The organism is Variovorax sp. YR752 (assembly GCF_943372545.1).
In genome coordinates this window covers 1-20,420 of record NZ_CALRZC010000156.1, presented here as the reverse complement: position 1 = coordinate 20,420, position 20,420 = coordinate 1, and the positions used below count along the sequence as shown (strand labels likewise).

Here is a 20,420-nt window from a genome sequence, read left to right as displayed (position 1 = left end):
GTTGCCCGACACCACGCGCACGATCGCGTTGGCCATCGGCGTGTTCGGCAGGCCCTGCGAGAACGCCGCCTCGATCTCGAAGCGCAGCTGGCCGGCGGCCTCCTGCGCGCAGTCGAGTGCGATCGCATCCGTGATGCGCATGCCGTGGCTGTAGCGCGCCGGGTGGCCCTTGACGCGCAGCTGCTCGTTGACCTGCGGCCGGAAGCCGTGCACCAGCACGAGGTGGATGCCCATCGCGTGCAGGATCGCCAGGTCCTGGGCGAAGCGGTCGAGCTTGCCGGCGGCGATCAGCTCGCCGGCGATCGCCACCACGAAGGTCTTGCCGCGGTAGGCGTGGATGTGCGGCGCCACGTGGCGGAACCACGGCACGAAGGTGTGGGGGAAGACGAGGCTCATCGACGCAAGGCGGGAAGGGGGCGCGAGCGCGATTGTGCCGCAGGCCTCCCCGAGCGTTGACGCTGCGGGCTTGTCGGCGCAGCATCGCCGCTCTCGAGACACCACCAGGAGGATTTCGCATGGACGCCTACACCACCCACGGCGCCTTCAGCTGGTCCGAGCTGATGACAAACGATCCGAAGGCCGCCACCGAGTTCTACGGCACGCTGTTCGGCTGGAAGATCGAGCCCATGCAGATGCCGGGCGCGACCTACAACGTGATCAAGGTCGGCGACACCTCGGTCGGCGGCATCATGGGCATGCCGCCCGGCTCGGCGGCGATGCCGTCGATGTGGGGCTGCTACGTCACGGTGGCCGATGTCGACGCCACCGCCAGGCGCTGCACCGAGCTCGGCGGCAAGGTGGCGCACGGCCCCGAGGACATCCCCGGCGTCGGCCGCTTCGCCGTCATTCTCGACAAGCAAGGCGCTGCGCTGAACGTCATCACCTACGCGCCGCAGCCGGGCTGAGGCCAAGGGCGCCGATAATCCGCGCCCCGTGTCCTCGCCTGTCGCTTCCCCCGTCCCGACGATCACCTTCCCCGAATCGCTGCCGGTCTCCGCCCGGCGCGAGGAGATCGCACGCGCGATCCGCGAGCACCAGGTGGTCATCGTCTGCGGCGAGACCGGCTCGGGCAAGACCACCCAGCTGCCGAAGATCGCGCTCGAGCTCGGCCGTGGCTGGGGTGCCGGCGGCAAGGGTCTTGTCGGCCACACCCAGCCGCGGCGCATTGCCGCGTCGAGTGTGGCCAAGCGTATCGCGCAGGAGCTGAACTCGCCGCTGGGCGAGGTGGTCGGCTACAAGGTGCGCTTCCAGGACCGCCTGCAGCGCGGCGCCTCGGTCAAGCTGATGACAGACGGCATCCTGCTGGCCGAAACGCAGAGCGACCCGCTGCTGCGCGCCTACGACACGCTGATCATCGACGAAGCGCACGAGCGCAGCCTCAACATCGACTTCCTGCTCGGCTACCTGCGGCAGATCCTGCCGCGCCGGCCCGACCTGAAGATCGTCGTCACCTCGGCGACCATCGACGCCGACCGCTTCGCACAGCACTTCGCCAGCCGACACGGTCCCGCGCCGGTGATCCAGGTGTCGGGGCGGCTGTTCCCGGTCGAGCAACGCTGGCGGCCCTTCGAGGAGAGCCGCGAGTTCGACCTGAACGACGCGATCGGCGAGGCTGTCGACGAACTCTGGCGCGAAGGCTCAGGTGACGTGCTCGTCTTCCTGCCCGGCGAGCGCGAGATCCGCGAGGCCGCCGAGCACCTGCGCAAGCACCATCCGCCCGGCGTCGAGGTGGTGCCGCTGTTCGCCCGCCTGAGCCAGCAGGAGCAGGACCGTGTCTTCGAGCCGCACAGTGCGCGGCGCATCGTGCTGGCCACCAACGTGGCCGAGACCTCGCTGACGGTGCCCGGCATCCAGTTCGTCGTCGATGCCGGCACCGCGCGGGTGAAGCGCTACAGCTACCGCAACAAGGTCGAGCAGCTGATGGTCGAGCCGGTCAGCCAGGCAGCGGCCAACCAACGCGCCGGCCGCTGCGGTCGCGTCAGCAACGGCATCTGCATCCGCCTGTACGACGAGAAGGACTTTGCCGGCCGGCCGCGCTTCACCGACCCGGAGATCCTGCGCTCCTCGCTGGCCGGCGTGATCCTGCGCATGAAGTCGCTCGGCCTGGGACAGATCGAGGACTTCCCCTTCCTAGAGCCGCCGCCGCGCCGGGCGATTGCCGACGGCTACCAGCTGCTGTCCGAACTCGGCGCGGTGGACGACCTGAACGAACTGACGGCGATCGGCCGCGAGCTGTCGAAGCTGCCGCTGGATCCGCGCGTCGGCCGCATGATCATCGAGGCGCGTGACCGCCAGGCGCTGACCGAGGTGCTGGTGATCGCCTCCGCCTTCAGCCTGCAGGACGTGCGTGACCGGCCGCTCGAGCAGCAGCAGGCGGCCGACAACGCGCACAAGAAGTTCGACGACGAACGTTCGGAGTTCAGCGGCGACCTGAAGCTGTGGAAGTGGCTGGAGGACAGCCGCGGTGGCCATGGCGAACACAAGCTGAGCGTGCGCAAGCAGGAGCAGCTGCTGCGCGACAACTTCGTCTCGCCGCGCCGCGTGCGCGAGTGGCGCGACCTGCATTCGCAGTTGCACACCGTGGTGGCTGAGCACGGCTGGCGCCTGAACACCTCGCCGGCGACCTACGAGCAACTGCACCTGTCGCTGCTCGCCGGCCTGCTCGGCAACATCGGCTGCAAGAGCGAGGACGAGGACTGGTACCTCGGCGCGCGCGGCATCCGCTTCCACCGCCACCCGGGCACGCACCTGTCGAAGAAGCCAGGGCGCTGGATCGTCGCGGCAGAACTGGTCGAGACGACGCGCCTGTTCGGGCGTGGCATCGCCGCGATCGACCCGGCCTGGCTGCCCGGCATCGCCGCGCACGTCATCAAGAAGCAGCTGCTCGAGCCGCACTGGGAGAAGAAAGCCGGCGAGGTGGTGGCGCTGGAGCGCGCGACGCTCTACGGCATCGTCGTCTACAACAACAAACGGGTGAACTTCGGCCTGGTCGACCCGAAGGCGGCGCGCGAGATCTTCATCCGAGAGGCGCTGGTGGGCGGCGAATGGGAGACGCGGCTACCCTTCCTGGCCGCCAACCGCAAGCTGATCGCACAGGTGCAGGAGCTGGAGCACAAGTCGCGCCGCCAGGACGTGCTGGTCGACGACGAGCTGATCCACGCCTTCTACGACGCGCAGATCCCGGCGGACGTGGTCAGCGGTGCGACGATGGAACGCTGGTACCGCGAGGAGTCGAAGCGGCAGCCGAAGCTGCTTCAACTCACCCGCGAGGAGCTGATGCGCCACGAGGCGGCCGGCATCACCACCGCGGCCTTCCCGAAGACGATCCGCCTCGGCGGCATCGACTGCGCAGCGAGTTACCTGCACGAGCCCGGCGATGCGAAGGACGGCATCACCGTCACCGTGCCGATCTACGTGCTCAACCAGGTCAGCGAGGAGCGTTGCGACTGGCTGGTGCCCGGCATGCTGAAGGAGAAGGTGCTGGCGCTGGTCAAGACGCTGCACCAGCGGCCGCGCTCGCGCCTCGTGCCGCTGCCCGGCTATGCCGAGGAGTTTGTCGCCGAAGCCGAGTTCGCGCACGGCGACCTGCTCGACGTGCTGCTGCGCCATGTGCGCGAGCGCACCCAGCTCGCCGTGCAGCGCAACGACTTCAAGCGCGAGCAGCTCAGCCCGCACCTGGCGATGAACTTCCGCATCGTCGACGAGCATGGGCGGCAGCTCGGCACCGGCCGCAATCTCGCGGCGCTGAAGGCCGAACTGGGTGGGCAGGCGCGCTCGGCCTTCCAGGCGCTGGCGGCCTTGAAGGTGGCCGCGGCGCCGGCGGCGGCGGCCGCACCCGTCGCGGTGGCCAGGACCGCCGCCAAGGCACCCTCGGTGGAGCCTGCCGTCGCCGCGCGCCCGGCCGAGAAGCACACCGCCTGGACCTTCGGAGAACTGCCCGAACTGCTCGAACTGCGCAAGGGCGGCCAGTCGCTGGTCGGCTTTCCGGCGCTGATCGACGGCCGCGACCATGTCGAGATCGAGGTGTTCGACGAGCCCGAGGTGGCGGCCGCGAAGCACCGCGGTGGCTTGCGACGGCTGGTGGCGCTGCAGATCCGCGACGCGCTGAAGTACCTCGAGAAGAACATCCCCGACCTGCAGAAGATGTCGGTGTCCTACATGCCGCTGGGCAGTGCTGAGGACTTGCGCGAGCAGATCGTCGAGCTGGCGCTGGAGCGGGCCTTCCTGTCCGATCCGCTGCCGACCGACGCAGCGAGCTTCACTCGGCGCATCGAGGAGGGCCGTGGCCGCCTGACGCTGATCGCCAACGAGATCGCCCGCGCCGCCGGCGTCGTGCTGCTGGAGTGGAGCGCGGCGCAGCGCAAGCTCAGGGACAGCAGGCCGACGAAGGAGACCGCCGACGACGTGGCCGCGCAGCTCGCCCGCCTGGTCGGCAAGCGCTTCGTCGCCACCACGCCCTGGGCGGCGCTGGCCCACCTGCCGCGCTACCTGAAAGGCGTGCAGATGCGCCTGGACAAATGGCGGGCCGATCCGGCGCGCGACACTCAGCGCCTGGCCGAACTGCGCCCGCTCGAACAGCGCTTCCTGCGCTCTCTCGCCGAGCGCAAGGGCGTGGCCGATGCACGGCTGGACGAGTTCCGCTGGCTGCTGGAGGAATTGCGCATCAGCCTGTTCGCGCAGGAACTTCGCACGCCGCAGCCGGTCAGCGTCAAGCGGCTGGAGAAAGCGTGGGAGCAGATGCAGCGCTGAGCCCCTGACCCCGCCGAACCGGAGAACCCGATGACTGCTGGCACGAAGCAAGAGACGCACTGGGAAGTGGTGCCCGACACGCCACGGCGCATCGAGGACGTGGCGGCTCGATGCCGCCGCCTGGTGACCAAGCGCGCGCTGTTCGGTGCCGGCGTGGCGATGGTGCCTCTGCCCGGCGTCGACTGGCTCACCGACGTGGCCTTGCTGCTCAAGCTGATCCCCGAGATCAACCGCGCCTTCGGGCTGACACCGGAGCAGGTCGAGCGCCTGTCGCCCGACCGGCGCATCGTCGTCTACAAGGCGATCAGCGCCGGCGGCAGCCTGCTGGTCGGCCGCCTGGTCACGCGTGAGCTGGTAATGACCATGCTGAAGATGGTCGGCGTGCGGCTGACCACGCAGCAGGCCGCCAAGTACGTTCCGCTGGCCGGGCAAGCCGTCTCGGCGTTGCTGACCTTCTCAGCGCTGAAGTACGTCTGCGAGCAGCACATTCGCCAGTGCATGGAGGTGTCGCGGCTGCTGGCGTTGCCGGCGCCTGCCGCGAACTGACGCCGGCCACTACAATCGACTCCGTTCGGGGTGTAGCGCAGCCTGGTAGCGCAACTGCTTTGGGAGCAGTGGGTCGGATGTTCGAATCATCTCACCCCGACCATCCACTTCTTCCGCCTCCCGCTGCCCGTAGCTCAACTGGATAGAGCAGCTGCCTTCTAAGCAGCAGGTCGGGGGTTCGAGTCCCTCCGGGCAGGCCACCCGACTGTTCCGGAAGGTCCCACAAGATCCCGCTACAGCCCGGAAGCCCAGTATTGGCGCGGGATCAGAGCCCCGGATCGCTCCGACCGGTGCCACAGGTTCTCACCCCTTCCGGGGGCAGCAGCGGGGGAACAGGCGCAAAATGGGGGCACGAGGCCCTGTTTGTTCCCCCATGTCGCTCACCGATGCTGTCTGCCGCAACTCGGCTTGCCCGGCCGACGAGGCACGCCTGCGCTTGGCTGATAGCGGGCGCCAGACGAGCGAACCCTCAGGGCACATCCTCGAATGGTGGGTTGGGGCGATCGAAGCAGTGGGGTCCAAGGCGGCCATGGAGCAGGTAGTCGTCGACCTCGGGCAGCAAGGCGGTCAACTCGGCGGTGACCTGCCCGGCGGGGCGTGGCGGACCGCCGAACAGGCGCGCCCATAGCGGAGCATCCTGACAGAACCAGTGCCGGGTGCTCGAGCCGGTGCCTCTGGGATAGAGGCAGACGTAGCGGGGTGCCTGGCCTGGGCCGATGTCTTGCGCCAAGGTGTGGAGTCCGTTGGCGACTGTTCCCCCGGCACTCACCGTGCCGAACGACAGCTTGAACCTGGGCCTGCCGTACTTCTCCCACTGAAACTCGATGAAGTCGACCCGATCTCCTCGGGAGCGCCGGAAGTCGACGAAGTGCGGCGCATGCCGTTGATCGATCGCGAAGCCACGATCGGTCAGCAGCGGAAAGACCTCGGTCTTCAGCGCCTGGCGAAGCTTGGTCGTCGTGCCCACTCGGCTTCACCCATGGGCTGGGCGCGGCATGCCGTGCCGGGGCAGTGCGGCCACGGACCCACATGTCCGCAAGCGGCCAGCCGAGGAGGCGAGATGTTGCTGCAATGTGCACCGAGGCGAGAAGGGCTTGCCGTCGACGGGAGCGACACCATGAAGCTTGCAGTACGAGGCATCGACACGGAGTTTGTCGATTCGATCCGCGGGGGCGGCGTGGACGCCAACGGCCAACGCGCCTTGCGCAGGAAGGCGGTCGGGCTGGCCAACCCGTGCCGACACTGCCTGCAGTTGATTGCGGAGAGCGACGACATGCTGGTGCTGGCCTACCGGCCCTTCGACGGGACGCACCCCTACGCCGAGGTCGGCCCGATCTTCCTGCACCAGCACGCATGCCCGCGGTACGAGGCCGACCGCTTGCCGGCCTGGTTTGCACATCTGCAGCCTGCACTCGTCAGAGGCTATGCGCCGGACGACTGGATTCGCTACGAGACTGGCGACGTGGTGGCAGGAAGCGAACTCTTCGCCTCGTGCGAGAGGATCCTGAGCAGCGTCGATGTGGCGTATGTCCATATCCGCTCCAAGTACAACTGTTTCCAGTGTCGGGTCGATCGGGCCAATCCGTGACGACGCCGCCTCGCCGAGGCGGGAGGCTCCAACGCCGATGGCCTTGCGACGCATCGACAACTCCGCGACGCGAGGCTCGTCCGATGGAATCAGATCGCCGTCAATGTAATGTCGCCGAACCAGCTCTCGACGCGAAGCCGCAGGTCGTCGCTGTCGGTAAGCACGCCGACGTGGCGGATCGGCCCGGGATCGGCGCCGAACACGCGCCGATAGTCATCGACCACATTGCGTCGGTAGCGCAGCCAGCGTCCGGCGCGGGCCGGCCCCTGTTCGACGACCAGGTACTGGATGCGGCTGCTGCGCGGGTAGGCGATCACGCTGTCGACCGCGGCCTCACCGTCCCATGTGTACATGAGCGTGGCGAACGGCAGTGTCTTGCCGGTGAACAGCTCGACCTGTTCCATGAACATGAGATCGCGCAGTCGGAGCTGGCGCATGTCGCCGTCGAACGCCAGCACGACGCGAGCGGGCGAGTCGTCGCGTTCATCGTCGGCAACCGACGCTCCGCGCGGAAACCGGTCGACCCGCCACTCCCAGCCGAGCCAGGGGGTCGCGTGCGGATCGATATCGACGTCGCAGCGCAGGCCCGAGGTCGAGTGCTCCGCCACGGCATGCACGACGACACGCTCGTCCCGCTCGTGCAGCCGATACTGGGTTGGCGGTCGGTCGCGCCGCATGATGTGCGGCGCCCAGCCCGCCGGCAGTTCCGTCGCTGCAGCGGCGGCCGAGAACGCCGGGACCCGCGGTGACGCCAACTCTTTCGGAACCTGAATGCGGTGTCCGGCGCACGCCGCCAGGGTGCCCGCTGCCGAGGCAGCGAGCGCTGCGCAGCATCTGCGACGGCTCCACTGCGGCACCTCGGCAGCGGCGGCGTCATCGACTGGACGAGTCATACCGCGCAGGCTAGTGCGCATCCATGAGGGAATCGTGACAAGTACCGTTGGACACCCGGACCGGGTCGTGCCCGCCACAGGCAGATGAGCCCGTTCTCCGAGACCAAGGAGCGATGCCGAGCCGTGAGGAATGATCTCCTTGTGCCATCAGAAGGGGCTGGCCAACGAAGAACAAGCTCGCAAAGGATGCAGAAACAGGGTCGCTGGGAGCACTCGCGGTGTCCGGTCTGTCAGACGACCACCTCACAGCCGCGCCGCTGACCTTCACCTCGTCGCCGACGGGTCACCGGCTGGCTGTACCGGGGCCTGGCTGCTGGTGCGCCCGTAGCTGTCGTCGAAGCGCACGATGTCGTCCTCGCCAAGGTAGGCCCCCGACTGCACTTCGATGATCTCCAGTGGCAACTTGCCGGGATTGGCAAGCCGGTGCGTTGCACCGAGCGGGATGTAGGTGCTCTGGTTCTCGGTGATCAGCATGCGCTTGTCCCCGCAGGTGATCTCTGCCGTCCCGGAGACGACGATCCAATGCTCGGCACGGTGGTGATGCATCTGCAGGCTCAACGACGCGCCGGGGTGGACCAGAATGCGCTTGACTTGGAACCTGGGGCCGGCGTCGATGCTGTCGTACCAGCCCCAGGGCCGGTGAACCTTTCGGTTCAGCATTGTTTCCCGTCGCCCGTCCTCATCCAGGCGAGCCACAAGAGACTTGACGTCCTGGCTGCGCCCGCGTTCGGCGACCAGCACGGCGTCCGGTGTTTCGACGACGACCACGTTCTCCAGACCGATCACGCTGACGAGGCGGCTGGTGGCATGCACGAGCGAGTCGCGGCTCCCGTCCAGCATCGCATCGCCGATGACCACGTTGCCTCGATCGTCCTTGGCAGCGTTCTGCCACACGGACTCCCACGCGCCGAGGTCGCTCCAGCCCGCATCCAGCCCCACCATGCGGATCGGTACGTCGCTGCCGGGGCAGCGTTCCATGACCGCGTAGTCCGCCGACTCAGCAGGCACGGCGGCGAACAGGGCCGCGTCGGGGCGTATGAAGTCAGCGTCGGCGCGCCGCGCCGCATAGGCGGCCTCGGTGCTGGCGAGGATGTCCGGGCGGAAGCGGCGCAGCGCGTCCAGCCACAGCGATGCTCGCATCATGAAGGAGCCGCCGTTCCAGTAGAAGTCGCCCTCAGCCAGGTAGCGGCGCGCGGTCTCGATGTCGGGCTTCTCGACGAAGCGCCGCACTGGCGCGCAGTCCGCGTCCGACGGCCCGGCCTGGATGTAGCCGTATCCCGTTTCCGGGTGCGTGGGTGCGATGCCGAGCGCGACGATCGATCCCCGGGCTGCGTGACGGATCGCAGTGCGAATCGCGTGGGTGAACGCCGACGCATCGGTCACGGACTGGTCCGCCGGCGATACGACGAGAACCGGATCCTGTTGGGCGGCCATCGCCTGGAGTGCGGCCAGCGTGATGGCGGGCGCGGTGTTGCGGCCGCAGGGTTCGAGCAGCAGGTGGGCGCCCGCCACGCCAGCGCGGGACAACTGCTCGCGGGCCAGAAATCGATGCTCCTCGTTGACCAGCACCAGCGGAGCCGCCATGCGGATGTCGGTGCCTTGGGCGCTGGCCAGGCGATGCACGGCCTGTTGGAAAAGGCTGGCGCCCTCCTGCTGCAGTGCCAGAAATTGCTTCGGATGGCCTGCTCGCGACAAGGGCCAGAGCCGGCTGCCGTTGCCACCGGCCAGAATCACCGGTACGGCATCGATAGGGAAGGTGTCGTTGATCGTCGGCAGGCGTGAGGCGACGGCACGATGGCCGACAGGTGGGGGCAGACTGGCAGCATGCCCGTCGCCGGTGAAACCTCTTGGCGACGCACCATGGGCCGAACGGACGGTGCGCCGACGGTGCCACGTCAAGTGAACGTCATCCGGGTGTCCGCACGCTGCCGCTCCCCGTGCGCGCTGTCGACACCTCAGCCGTAGCTCTTCGGCAGGTCGATCCAGCGGCCGCGTGCGAGTGCGATGGGATCGCAGACACCGAGCCAGGGCTGGAGCGCCTGGGCGGTCCGATCGACCGATTCAGCGTCGATGGCGATGCCTTGCTGGTGCAGCGTGTGCGCAAAGCGGTCGACCCAGAAGGCGGCGCGTGCCCGTCGGACAGGACCGTGGCGCAGGGTATCGAGCGCGTCCAGAAGGCAGGGCAGCAGTTTCCAATGAGTGGGGTTGGCCAAGGTCTTGTCTCGGGCTCCGATCAGAGCGGCGATGCTGTCGCCCACGTTCAACAGCCCTGTTGCAGAAAAGTACGAGCGCGCCGCGGGCGTGAAGGAGCTCACGCTCTCAGCGCCGCGACCCGGTCTTGTCGTGGTGATGGTCGTGCACCCGATACCCATGATCGCCGCCGGCAGGGTGGTTCGCGCACCGTGCTCGGCAGCGGCAGCGTCATCGACTGGACGGGTCATGCCGCGCAGGCTGGTGCGCATCCGTGAGGCAATCGCGACAAGCCTCGGCTTCACCAGAGCCGCATCATGAAGCGAGCCGGTGGCGGGTTCGATCCGGCGTGCAACGCACAGACTGCGGTGGACGAGGCCGCGCAAATCATCGTGGCGGCCGAGTTGCACAACGTCGCGCCGGATGCGAACTGGCTGCTGCCGATGGTCCAGGCGGTCGGTGACAACATGGGTGAGCTGGCCGCACTCGGTCTGGCCGACGCCGGCTACCCCAGCGATGAAAACCTGAAGAACGCGCCGATCGAGGTGGTGGTGGCGCTCGGCCGCGAAGGCAAGGAGCACGCCGAGGTCGACACCCAGCGGTACCCGCACGCCGCGGCGGCGGCGGCCCCCAGGCTCAAGACCGAGCAAGGACAGGCGGCCTGCCGAGAGCGCAAGCGGATCGCCGAGCCGCCCAGCGGCTGGATGAGAGCGTGCCGGGGTTCCGGCAGTTCCGCATGCGAGGACTGCACCGGGTGCGCGTCCAGTGGAAGCTCGTGCGCATGGCGCTGAACCTGCGGCGAATGGCCGTGATGGTGGCGCAACAGGCCCGTGGAAGCAGCCGCAAGCGGCCCGGCAGGACCCGTCAGGTCGCACCACGGCTTCGATGCGTCCCCGGTCCACACGCAAACCCCTACCGGGCCTGTCGCGCTCAGCCAGTACCGCTCAGCAGACCGTATGAGGTCGCCGCCGAGCTTGCGCCGCGCAGCCTCCTAGGCGAACACACCGCCATCCCCGGGCAACCCTCCCAGCCGCAGTCGCAACTGTGCCGGCGTGAGCCCAGCCCACCGCTTCATCGAACGACGGAAGTTGGCCGGGTCCTCGAAGCCGAGGTAGCGGCCGATGGCCTCATTGTCGAGGCCGTGGCCGTGCATCAGCCGCAGTGCGGTGTGCAGGCGCACCTGGTCGAGTTCGGCCTGGAAGTGCGTGCCGCAGGCGGCCAGGCGGCGCTTGAAGGTGGCCGCACTCATGGCGAAGGCCGCCGCGGTGTCCTCCAGTCCCGGGGCGCAGCGTACGCGCTCGAGCAGGTGGGCGTAGACAAGCGCAAGCAGGTGGCGTCGCGGCTCCTGTGCCGCAGCCTCGCGGTCGAGCGCCTCGGCGATCGCCGGCGAGCGCAGGGTGCGCGGGTTGGCCCAGGGATGGTCCAGCCACCCGGCATCGATGACCATTGCGTCGAGGTGGCAGTTGAAGTGCAAGTCCGTGCCCAGGTGAACCTCGTGCGCATCGCGCTGACGCGGCCCGCCGCGATTGAACAGGTATTGCCATGGCAGGCGCTCGCCGGCCAGCCAGTGGCACGCGGCTGCAACTGCGCTCATCTGCATGTCGACCAGAAAGGCACGCATGCCCGCGCTGGCGCAGGCGTCGGTCCAGTACAACATTGCGAGCCGCCCCTCGACGGCGACGTGTGGCACAAGCAGGGGTGACAGCCGTGCCCCGTGCGTCGACATGACATGCAGCGCGCGGCGCAGCGTTCCGGCGGTCAGCAGCGCGTGGCTGGCAGCACCGTAGTGACCTGGCAGCAGGTCGCGGCCCAGCTGGAATGCAAGCTCCGGGTCTCGCAGCGCCTGGGCGGCGCTGCGCAGCAGCGCGAGCAACTGCGTCGGCGCGCAGTGCGCGTCCGGGCGGTCGAATCCGAAGGTCGGCAGGCCGGCGCCTGCGAGCAGGGGGCCTGGATCGACATCGAGCGAGCGCAAGTGCTCGAGCAGCACCGCAGGCTGATGCTGCGCCGGGATCAGCGGTGTTGCCGCGTCGTAGTAGGCGACCACGGTCGTGTGCTCACGCCGACGCCGGCCGGCGGTGGGTGAAGCCCGCGCACTCGAGCTCGCGATTCAGATCCGATAGCAGGGTCGATGCGTCGCCGACGGCGGTGGTACAGGCCGTGCGAAGCTGGAGCGCGGCGCGACGGCCGTCGCTGCCGTGGAAAGCCGCCATCGTGACCATCTGTTCGAGATGCCGCGCCGTGCGCGCGGCGTCGGCGTTCGGTGTGCGCGGCAGCAGAAGGACGAATCGGTCGCCGCTGTAGCGACACAGCAGGTCGTCGTTGCGCAGGTTGAGCAGGATCTGGTGCGTCACCGCCTGCAGCGCTCGCACCGCATCGCGCCGTCCATGATCGTGCAGGACGGCCTGCAGGCCGACGACTTCGATCATCACCAGCGCTGCCGGGACATCCGGATTCGTGCGCTGCTCGAGAGCGAGCTGCTCGCGCAGATAGTCGATCCGTGCCAGCTGCGTGATGCGGTCGAAGTCGCGGTGCTCGCGGAACAGGCGTTCACGCAACTGCATGTGCTCGCTCAGGTGAAACTGCTCGCGCCGCCAGCCGATCAGGCCTGCGGTCAGCAGCGCCATGCCCAAGGGCACTAGGCCCGACTCGAACCATTTGTCGATGCGCGGCGCCTGCTTCATCACGAACACTTCGTCCAGGGCGTCGGCCCACATGCCCAGTGCGATGCTGCCCAGCCCCAGCGCGAGCAGCAACGTCACCCGCCCGGCAGGCCGGCTGCCGAGGACGATGTGCATCCAGTACGCCGCCATCAGCGCGGGGCCGCCTTCGCCGATCAGGTCGATCCAGCGCCATTCAGCCAGTGGCCGCGCGCTGCCGAGCAGCGCGTAGACCAGGGCGATGCCCGCCGCGGCGAGCGCGGCGCAGGTCTGGGTGTGGCGGTTGGACAGCGGCATGAGGGTGGACGCGGTGGGCAAACCCGCAATGGTGCTTCGGCCGGATGACATTGGCATGGCATGCTGCCGGCGGGTGTTGTGCGCTCGCACAGGTCGAATCGGCTCACGCCTGGCGGCGTCGCCGCGTCGCCGCGTCGCAGTCGATCCTGCCCACGGCTGGGCACTTGGCTGCAGCCGGGGTCAGAACAGCTCATGCCTGCCGCGCACACGGCCGGCCGGCACCGCCCCGCGCCTTGCTGTCACCGAGTCGCCATGGGGCGCTCCTAGCCTGCGACCCGTCATCAGCCCCATCTCGCAAGGCCACTCGTGCAGCCCAAACATCCGTGCCACCGCGCATTCCGCAAGACCCTCCCGGCCCTTGCCGCCGTTGCCGCGCTCAACGCCACGGCCCAGCCGGCCGACGTCGCCAAGGATCAGACACAACTGCCTGCGGTGGTCGTCACGGGCGAGATCGCCTACCGCGATCGCACGCCCGCCATCGCGCCAACCCTGACCTACGGCCAGGACTACTTTCAGCGCTTCGAACCGTCGACGGCCGGAGACATGGTCAAGCGTGTGCCCAGTGCGACCTTCGCCAGCGATGTGCTCGAGTTCGACGCCGTGCAACTGCGTGGCCTGGCACCGGCCTATACCCAGGTGCTGGTCAACGGAAAGCAGGTGCCGGGCGGGGCCGATGATCGCTCCTTCTGGCTGGATCGCATCCCCGCGGAGATGGTGGAACGCGTGGAGGTCCTGCGCAGCGCCAGCGCCAACCGCAGCGGCGATGCGATGGCCGGCGCGATCAACATCGTCCTGCGCGATGCCTACACCTTCGATGGCAGCTACATCCGCGTGGGCGCCACGCGCTACGACGACGGCAAGGTCCAGCCGACGGTGGGCCTGGTCTCTTCCAGCGAAGCACTGGGCGGGCGCATCCTGGTCAGCCTGAATGTGCAGGACCGCTACAACCCCAAGCTCAAGCGCAGCGACCGCTTTGACGGACCCGGCGGCGATCTGGTCAGTTACGAGGACCAGTCCGACACCCGCAATGGCAGGGACTACTCCGGCACGATGTCCTATGCGGCCGAACTGGGGCCGGGCCGCGTCAAGCTGGACGGCTTCGTGGTGAAGACCGACCGCAAGCAGAAGGAGGTTTCGCACGAAACCGAGTTCGACGATGGCGACATCCTGAACAACGACGTGCCCGGCCTCACGCTGGTGAAGCAGACCAACTGGGGCATCGGCGCGGAGTACCGGCTCGGCGTCGGCGACGGCACGACGATCCTGGGTGTGGAGCATGCGAGATTCAAGGACAAGAGCGTGGAGAGCGAGGAGTCCTACTCCTATCTCAACGGGACGTGGGACGCCAGTGAAGGCGAGAAGACGGGCTTCGACTCGCACGACAAGGAAAGCGGGCTGAAGTTGGCGCACCGACGGGGGATCGCATCGGCCGAGATGGAGTTCGGTCTGGACCTGCGCGCCAGGAGCCGCCTGACCAAGTACACCGAGTTCGAATGGGAAGGGGCCGCGGAGGGCGACCCGGTGGTGTACGAGGAGGACGGCGTCATCGCGAGCACGATCCGCGAAAAGCGTGCAGATCCCTACCTGATGTTCTCCGGCACGGCGGGCTCCCTGGACTGGGAAGCGGGCCTGCGCTACGAGACGACGAGATCGAAGGTTCGATCCGACAGTGGCAGCAACAGCAGCGACTACAGGACGGCGCTGCCTTCTCTGCACCTCAAGTACGCACTGGACGCGGCCAGCCGCATCAACCTGTCGCTGGCCCGGACGGTGCGCCGGCCGGCCTTCAACGAGATGCTTCCGGAACTGCTGGATGGCGAGTACGGCGACAACGACTACATCGGCAACGCCGGGCTCAGGCCTGAAGTGGCCGATGGCGTCGACCTCGGCTTCGAGCGCCGCCTGGGCAAGCGCGGCGTGGCCGGCGTCAACGTCTTCTATCGCAAGGTGAAGAATCTGATCGAGCTGACCAATACGGGCGATCCCAGCGAGACCTCGATCGAGGACTGGGAAGACGACGTGCAGGACTACATGGACGACAACGGCGTCGACCGCGCAACGGCCGAGGCCGCCGTTCCCTTCGACCCGGACAGCTTCGTCTACACCAGCCGCAACGTCGGCAACGGCAAGGTCTGGGGCATCGAGCTCGACCTGTCGACGCCGCTGACGGCGCTGGGGCTGCCCGAGACCGGCGTGTTCTTCAACTACTCCTGGCTCGACAGCTCAGTGCAGGACTTCATGGGCAAGCGCCGCTTCAACAACCAGGCCAGGAGCCTCTACAACATCGGCTTCATCCACAACCTGCCCGAGTGGCAAGGCAGCTTCGGGGCGAGCTATCGCAAGCAGGGACGGGCCAGCAGCCGCGTGCTGGGAGAGGAAGTCGTCACCACCTACGGCGGCGACCTCGAGATGTTCGTCGAGAAGCGCGTCGACAAGAGCTTCTCGGTGCGTCTGTCCGCGGCCAACCTGCTCAACGCGAGGAAGAAGGAGGTCTTCCACAAGTTCGACACCCAGGCCGACCAGCTGAACCGCGACTACGACGAGTACGAAGTCGAGTCCGAGAAGGCCGGCCCGCGATTCCAGCTGGTGGCCCGCTGGGCCTTCTGATCAACCTCGTACGATCGCTTCGATGACACGACATCAACTTGCCACGCCAAGGCGGGCGCTGGGCTCGCTGCTGATTTGGGCAGCGGTCGCCGCTGGTGCGGCGGCACCGGTGAGGGCGGAAGAACGGGTTGTGCTTCCTGGTGGTGCCTGGCTGGCACTGGCCAAGCGTGAACTGCAGCTCGTCGACCCACAGGGCGCCGTGCGCGCCCGCTGGGCGGTCCGCGGCGAGTCGCTCGACGCGCGGGTTCTCGACGGGGCGCGGGGCATCGCGCTGATCGTCGACAGCAACACGGAGCGCGCGGTGCCGCTGCGCTTCGACGCCGCCCGCGGCACGCTCGACGCATCGCCGCCGCTACCCGACTCCGGGCGCGGCATTGCGACGACCTGCCTGTACCGCGACGCCCAAGGCCTGGCGCACGCGTTTGTCATCGCCGAGAACGGCTTCGCTCAGCAGTGGCTGTTGCACGGCGACGCCGCCCCCCAGCGGGTGCGCGAGTTCGCCGCCGCGCCCGAAGCCGAGCACTGCCGCACCGACGACGGCCGCGATCGCCTGTTCGTCAGCGAGCCTGGCGGCGTATGGCTGCACCGCGCCGAACCCGAGGGCAGCGACGAGCGCGAAGCAGTGGCTCTGGTCCGGCCGCACGGGCCGCTGGGCAAGGGCGGTGGCGAGCTGATCGTGCGCCGCAATGACGTGGCGGTGCGCGACGGCAAGCGCCTGCGCAGCTTCCGGGTCGACGGACCCGCAACGGCTGCGCTGCCCATCGTGATGGCGCGTGGGCAGACCGTACCGGTCGCGCAGGCCGGCGATGCGGCAGACGATCCGGCGATCTGGGTTCACCCAGGCGATGCCGAGGCTTCGCTGGTGCTGGCCACGGACAAGAAGCGTGGTCTCGCGGTCTACGACCTGCAGGGCCGCGAGCTGCAGTTCCTGCCGGTTGGACGCATCAACAATGTCGACCTGCGCCAGGACGTGCGCATCGGCAACGAACGCATGGACATTGCAGCCGCGACGCAGCGCGACGAGCACGGCATCGTGCTGTTCGGCATTGGCGCCGACCGCCGAGTGAGCGAACTGGCGCGCCTGCCGCTGGGCTACGAGGACATCTACGGCCTGTGCATGCGCCGCTCGGCGCAGGGCGATGCCGAGGTCATCGTCAACGACAAGGACGGGCGCTTCCTGCAACTGCGCATCGAGCGCGATGCAGGCGGTGCCGTGGTCGCGCGCCGCCTGCGCGAGTTCCGTCTCGCGTCCCAGCCCGAGGGCTGCGTGGTCGATGATGCGCAGAACGTTCTGTTCGCTGGCGAGGAGAAGCGAGGTGTGTGGGCCTTGTCCGCGGATCCGGTCGATGGGCAAGCCAGCGACCGCCGGCTCGTGTTGCCCGTCGGCGGTCTGCTGCGCGCTGACGTCGAAGGCCTGGCCGTTCACCGCGGCGGGCAGCAGCCCTACCTGGTCGTCAGCAGCCAGGGCAACGACAGCTACGTGGTGCTCGATGCGACCGCGCCGTACCGGGTGCGCGGGGCCTTCCGCGTCGGGATCAACGTCGAGGCAGGCATCGACGGTGCGTCGGAAACCGACGGGCTGGACGTCACCGCCGCGCCGCTCGGTCCAGGCTTTCCTCAGGGAATCCTTGTCGTCCAGGATGGACGCAAGCGCCTGCCCGAAGGCCCGCAGAACTTCAAGTATGTGCGCTGGGAGGATGTGGCGCGCGCCTTGTCGCTGCCGTGAGTTCGTGCATCCGTGGCCATCGAGGGCCTTCATTCAATGATCTTCGATGTCGTACGCTTCGCGGAAGTTGTCGATCAGCAGCCGCGCGGGAGCGATGCACGTCGAGCGAAGGCCCTTGAGTTCGGCGACGTTCCAGGTGCGCCCGAGTGCATCGGCGGGGTGTGCATAGGGCCAGCCAAGTTCGACGCCGTGGATCGCCGGGGTCTGCGTCGCGGCGCCCCTGTCGTCGAGTGCCTGCAGCCGTGGGTGCAGCATGTCGTGCAGCGCCTTCGCACTGCGGCGTGGTTTCGTCGTCCCGGAGGCGCAAGCGGTGCCTCGCCGCGGGCTTTCGTCGAAGTGGGCCATCGGCACCCCGCATGTGATTCATGAACCACCGCGAGATTGCGCGCCGTGGACGTCAGCTTGATGGCAGCGGGTCTGCGGCAAGAGGCCCATGCGCGTTCTGCGCATCGGGGCGGCACACATCCGCATGCGGCATCAGCCGTAGCTCTTGGGCAGGTCGACCCAGCGCCCACGTGCCAGGGCGACCGGATCGTAGACGCCCAGCCACGGCTGCAGCGCTCGAGCAGTGCGGCCAGCCGATGCCGCGTCGACACTGCAACCTTGCTGGCACAGGGCCTGCGCGAAACGGTCGACCCAGAAGGTGGTGCGCACCGGGCGGACTTGGCCGGACCGCAGGGAGTCGAACGCGTCCAGCAGGGCGGGCAACTGCTTCCAGTCACTGGGCTGGGCCAAGGCATCGCGCAGGCAGGCACGCAACTCGAGCAGCTGTTGGTGGCGGGATTCTTCCATCTCGGACTCCGATAAGAGCCGCGATGCTGTCGCCCGCGTTTGACAACCGTGTTGCAGTCGACTGCGGCGGCGCCTGCGCCGTGACAGAGCGCACGCTCGCAGCCCGCCTCGAGCAGCGTCAATCGTGATCGGCGTCGTGCCCGCGATGGTCACGGTCGCCACCGGGCAGGTCCAGCGCCACCGGCAGGCGGATGCGCAGGAACTCGGTGGCATCCGAGGCCAGTTCTCGGCCCCCGCCGTATGGGAAGTTGTTGTCGTTGACGACCAGCAGCGTGCGCTCGTCGAGGATCAGCACGTTCTCGATGGTCACGTACGGGAAGGTGAACACCTGGCTGCCGTCACCATTCAGGTCGAACGGGTCGGCCACGTTCATCAGGTCGACCAGTTCGAGCTTGCGCACCATGCCGCCGGCCTCGACCTGCTCCAGGTCGATCAGATACACCTTCTTGAACGGCACCGTCTGGGGGGTGGTCGCCGTGCCGCCGTTGCGCTCCAGCACGATGAATCGGCGGTCGTCGACGGCCACCATGTCGCCGATGTTGGTGCCCGCCGCCTCCAGCCGGTAGGCGAAGCGGCGGCCGGTGTAGGCCTCGGCATCGACGTCGAACTCGGCGATGCGCAGGGTCCGCTCGGGATCACCCGTCACGCTGCGCTCGAGCAAGGTGTACAGGCGCGTGCCGCTGCGGTTGATCGCCATGCCCTCGAATCCGCCGGAGGACGGCAGGTTGGCCGCGGCCAGGCCCGCCACCACGTCCTTGTGCTGTGGCGCGTAGACGCCGGGCATGGAGATCTCGCTGCGCAGCACCGTGCCGCGCGAATCGGTCTTCAGCAGGTAAGGGCCGAACTCGTCGCCGAACCAGTAGTGGCCGCGGTGGTCCCGGCGGAAGGCCTCGATGTCGAAATCGGCACCGGTGAGCAGTCGGCCTCTGCGGATCGAGGCGTCCACCGGCGGGCGGGCCGGGTCGCCGTAGTAGTTCGCCAGGTCGGCCTGGATGCGCAGCGTCAGCCTGCGGTTCTCGTCGTTGAGCTGCAACCGTGTGCGCGTGTCGAAGGCCGCACGATCGCGACCGGTGTGCCAGTCTGCCGGCGTCGCCGTGCCGCGGCCGCCGCGCCGGTCGCGCCAGTCGATCTCGATGGCGTAGGCGCGCAGCAGCACATCGGCCGAGTTGGCCTGGCCGCCGAAGCCGTTGTCGACGAGGAAGCGGAACACATCCGGCTTCGGCCCCTGCAGCACGCCCGAAAAGCCCTGGACCGGCTGGCGGTTCGTGTAGGGCGGCAGATGGCTGCCGTAGGGGTTGGGTGCCGCGAACTGGCCGGAGGTCGGACCGTCGGCGAACGTGTCGGCGGGCATCTGCGCCCAGCCGGTCAACCACTGGGCCTGGGCGCCACCGCACAACAGCAGCGAGGCCGCGAGCGGGGCGAGGGCGTGACGGAGAAGGACCAGTGAGCGGCGCATGCAGATCTCCTGAGGCTGTTGGTGTTCTGGATCGGACACGCGCAGCATCGCTGCGCTGCGTGTCCGCTGTCCGAAGCCATGCTGGTCCGTTCGATGCATGGGGCGCTGCGCGTGCAGGCGGGCGACGTGGCCGGCCGGCTCACGCTGCAGGTGACTGTCGACATGCGCGGCTGATCGCCGTGACCACCGCCGGCCGCGGCGTTCAGCGCTGAGGCGAACGATCGAGCAGCTGGCGCAGCGCGCCCAGCACGAACAGGCTGTTGGTGTGCAGGTAGCGACGCCACAGCCGGCGCGGCTCCTTGCCGAGCCGGTACAGCCACTCCAGGCCGCAGCGCTGCATCCACACCGGTGCGCGGCGCAGCGTGCCAGCGTGGTAGTCGAAGGCCGCACCGACGCCGAGCAGCACGGCGGGAATGCGACTGCGATGCGCGGCCATCCACAGTTCCTGCTTCGGGCAGCCCAGGCCGACCCAGACCGTGCCCGCGCCGGAGGCGACGATGTCGTTCACCTCGGCCTCGTCCTCCTCGGGCGTGAGCGCGCGGAAGGGCGGCGAGTGCGCGCCGGCGATGCGCAGCGCCGGAAAGGCCTGGCGAAGCCGCTGCTGCAGCAACTGCAGCGACTGCGGCGAGCCGCCGTAGAGGTAGATCGATTCGTCGCGCTGCGCGGCCTGCGCGCAGTAGCGCCACATCAGGTCGGGGCCGTTGATCCGTGGCTGCCGGGCGTGGCCGAGGCGGCGCATCAGCCAGGCCACCGGCGCCCCGTCCGGCGTCGCGAGGTCGCTGCCTCGCACGGCGGCGCCGAACGCGGCGTCGGACCCTGCCGTGACCACCGAGTGCACGTTGCACAGGCAGACCATGCGCGATTCGCGTCGCGCCGCCCAGCCGGCGACCCGCTGCAGAACCTCGGGCCAGTCCAGCGC

The 20,420-nt window shown here is 68.5% G+C and carries 16 protein-coding genes, 2 tRNA genes and 2 pseudogenes; 9 read left to right on the top strand and 11 right to left on the bottom strand.

Annotated elements, in window-relative coordinates:
* Positions 1–396 (bottom strand): annotated as a pseudogene (locus tag AAG801_RS28355) (N-acetylglutamate synthase); the annotation flags it as partial.
* 119 nt (positions 397–515) lie between these two features.
* On the opposite strand from AAG801_RS28355, the gene AAG801_RS28350 reads away from it, so the two are divergent.
* The 5 genes from AAG801_RS28350 to AAG801_RS28330 all read left to right on the top strand — a co-directional run bounded on the left by AAG801_RS28350 (position 516) and on the right by AAG801_RS28330 (position 5,495).
* Entirely contained in the window at positions 516–905 is a 390-nt protein-coding gene (locus tag AAG801_RS28350) for a VOC family protein (RefSeq protein ID WP_341891384.1), read from the top strand.
* A gap of 28 nt (positions 906–933) precedes the next feature.
* Positions 934–4,749 (top strand): ATP-dependent RNA helicase HrpA, encoded by a 3,816-nt coding sequence (gene hrpA, locus AAG801_RS28345; RefSeq protein ID WP_341891383.1) that lies wholly within the window; start codon positions 934–936, stop codon positions 4,747–4,749.
* 30 nt (positions 4,750–4,779) lie between these two features.
* Positions 4,780–5,295, top strand: a complete 516-nt coding sequence (locus AAG801_RS28340; RefSeq protein ID WP_341891382.1) for a hypothetical protein — start codon at positions 4,780–4,782, stop codon at positions 5,293–5,295.
* Positions 5,296–5,321: 26 nt separating this feature from the next.
* Positions 5,322–5,398: transfer RNA gene (locus AAG801_RS28335), tRNA-Pro, on the top strand.
* A 20-nt stretch (positions 5,399–5,418) separates the two neighbouring features.
* Positions 5,419–5,495 (top strand) — tRNA-Arg (locus AAG801_RS28330).
* Positions 5,496–5,764: 269 nt separating this feature from the next.
* Here the strand turns inward: AAG801_RS28330 and AAG801_RS28325 are convergent.
* Positions 5,765–6,262, bottom strand: a complete 498-nt coding sequence (locus tag AAG801_RS28325; RefSeq protein WP_341891381.1) for a hypothetical protein — start codon at positions 6,260–6,262, stop codon at positions 5,765–5,767.
* Between the two features lie 150 nt (positions 6,263–6,412).
* On the opposite strand from AAG801_RS28325, the gene AAG801_RS28320 reads away from it, so the two are divergent.
* Complete coding sequence (locus tag AAG801_RS28320) at positions 6,413–6,883, top strand: DUF1203 domain-containing protein (RefSeq protein ID WP_341891380.1); 471 nt, start codon at positions 6,413–6,415, stop codon at positions 6,881–6,883.
* Positions 6,884–6,972: 89 nt separating this feature from the next.
* Here the strand turns inward: AAG801_RS28320 and AAG801_RS28315 are convergent, their stop codons facing one another.
* The 3 genes from AAG801_RS28315 to AAG801_RS28305 all read right to left on the bottom strand — a co-directional run bounded on the left by AAG801_RS28315 (position 6,973) and on the right by AAG801_RS28305 (position 10,238).
* Positions 6,973–7,776 carry a DUF3047 domain-containing protein gene (locus AAG801_RS28315; RefSeq protein WP_341891379.1) on the bottom strand — a complete coding sequence of 268 codons (804 nt, stop codon included), beginning with the start codon at positions 7,774–7,776 and terminating at the stop codon, positions 6,973–6,975.
* A gap of 264 nt (positions 7,777–8,040) precedes the next feature.
* A complete protein-coding gene (locus AAG801_RS28310) occupies positions 8,041–9,543 on the bottom strand; it encodes a mannose-1-phosphate guanylyltransferase/mannose-6-phosphate isomerase (protein ID WP_341891385.1) in 1,503 nt (500 codons plus the stop codon).
* Between the two features lie 188 nt (positions 9,544–9,731).
* Positions 9,732–10,238 carry a hypothetical protein gene (locus tag AAG801_RS28305; RefSeq protein WP_341891386.1) on the bottom strand — a complete coding sequence of 169 codons (507 nt, stop codon included), beginning with the start codon at positions 10,236–10,238 and terminating at the stop codon, positions 9,732–9,734.
* Between the two features lie 36 nt (positions 10,239–10,274).
* On the opposite strand from AAG801_RS28305, the pseudogene AAG801_RS28300 reads away from it, so the two are divergent.
* A pseudogene (locus AAG801_RS28300) lies at positions 10,275–10,783 on the top strand (transposase); the annotation flags it as partial.
* Positions 10,784–10,957: 174 nt separating this feature from the next.
* Here AAG801_RS28300 and AAG801_RS28295 read toward each other — a convergent pair.
* Both AAG801_RS28295 and AAG801_RS28290 read right to left on the bottom strand, forming a co-directional pair.
* Positions 10,958–12,010 carry an AraC family transcriptional regulator ligand-binding domain-containing protein gene (locus tag AAG801_RS28295; protein ID WP_341891378.1) on the bottom strand — a complete coding sequence of 351 codons (1,053 nt, stop codon included), beginning with the start codon at positions 12,008–12,010 and terminating at the stop codon, positions 10,958–10,960.
* A gap of 10 nt (positions 12,011–12,020) precedes the next feature.
* Positions 12,021–12,920: a diguanylate cyclase gene (locus tag AAG801_RS28290; RefSeq protein ID WP_341891377.1), complete on the bottom strand. Its 900-nt coding sequence runs from the start codon at positions 12,918–12,920 to the stop codon at positions 12,021–12,023.
* A 306-nt stretch (positions 12,921–13,226) separates the two neighbouring features.
* Between AAG801_RS28290 and AAG801_RS28285 the strand changes: the two genes are divergently transcribed.
* Entirely contained in the window at positions 13,227–15,527 is a 2,301-nt protein-coding gene (locus AAG801_RS28285) for a TonB-dependent receptor (RefSeq protein ID WP_341891376.1), read from the top strand.
* Positions 15,528–15,657: 130 nt separating this feature from the next.
* Entirely contained in the window at positions 15,658–17,253 is a 1,596-nt protein-coding gene (locus tag AAG801_RS28280; RefSeq protein ID WP_341891375.1) for a phytase, read from the top strand.
* A 33-nt stretch (positions 17,254–17,286) separates the two neighbouring features.
* On the opposite strand, the gene AAG801_RS28275 is transcribed toward AAG801_RS28280, so the two are convergent.
* The 4 genes from AAG801_RS28275 to AAG801_RS28260 form a co-directional block, all read right to left on the bottom strand.
* Positions 17,287–17,598, bottom strand: coding sequence for a hypothetical protein (locus tag AAG801_RS28275; protein WP_341891374.1), 312 nt, complete (start codon positions 17,596–17,598; stop codon positions 17,287–17,289).
* A gap of 132 nt (positions 17,599–17,730) precedes the next feature.
* Complete coding sequence (locus AAG801_RS28270) at positions 17,731–18,045, bottom strand: hypothetical protein (RefSeq protein ID WP_341891373.1); 315 nt, start codon at positions 18,043–18,045, stop codon at positions 17,731–17,733.
* Positions 18,046–18,163: 118 nt separating this feature from the next.
* Complete coding sequence (locus AAG801_RS28265) at positions 18,164–19,501, bottom strand: esterase-like activity of phytase family protein (protein WP_341891372.1); 1,338 nt, start codon at positions 19,499–19,501, stop codon at positions 18,164–18,166.
* A gap of 202 nt (positions 19,502–19,703) precedes the next feature.
* Positions 19,704–20,420, bottom strand: a 717-nt coding sequence (locus AAG801_RS28260; protein WP_341891371.1) for a WecB/TagA/CpsF family glycosyltransferase, incomplete at its 5' end; no start/stop codon positions are given.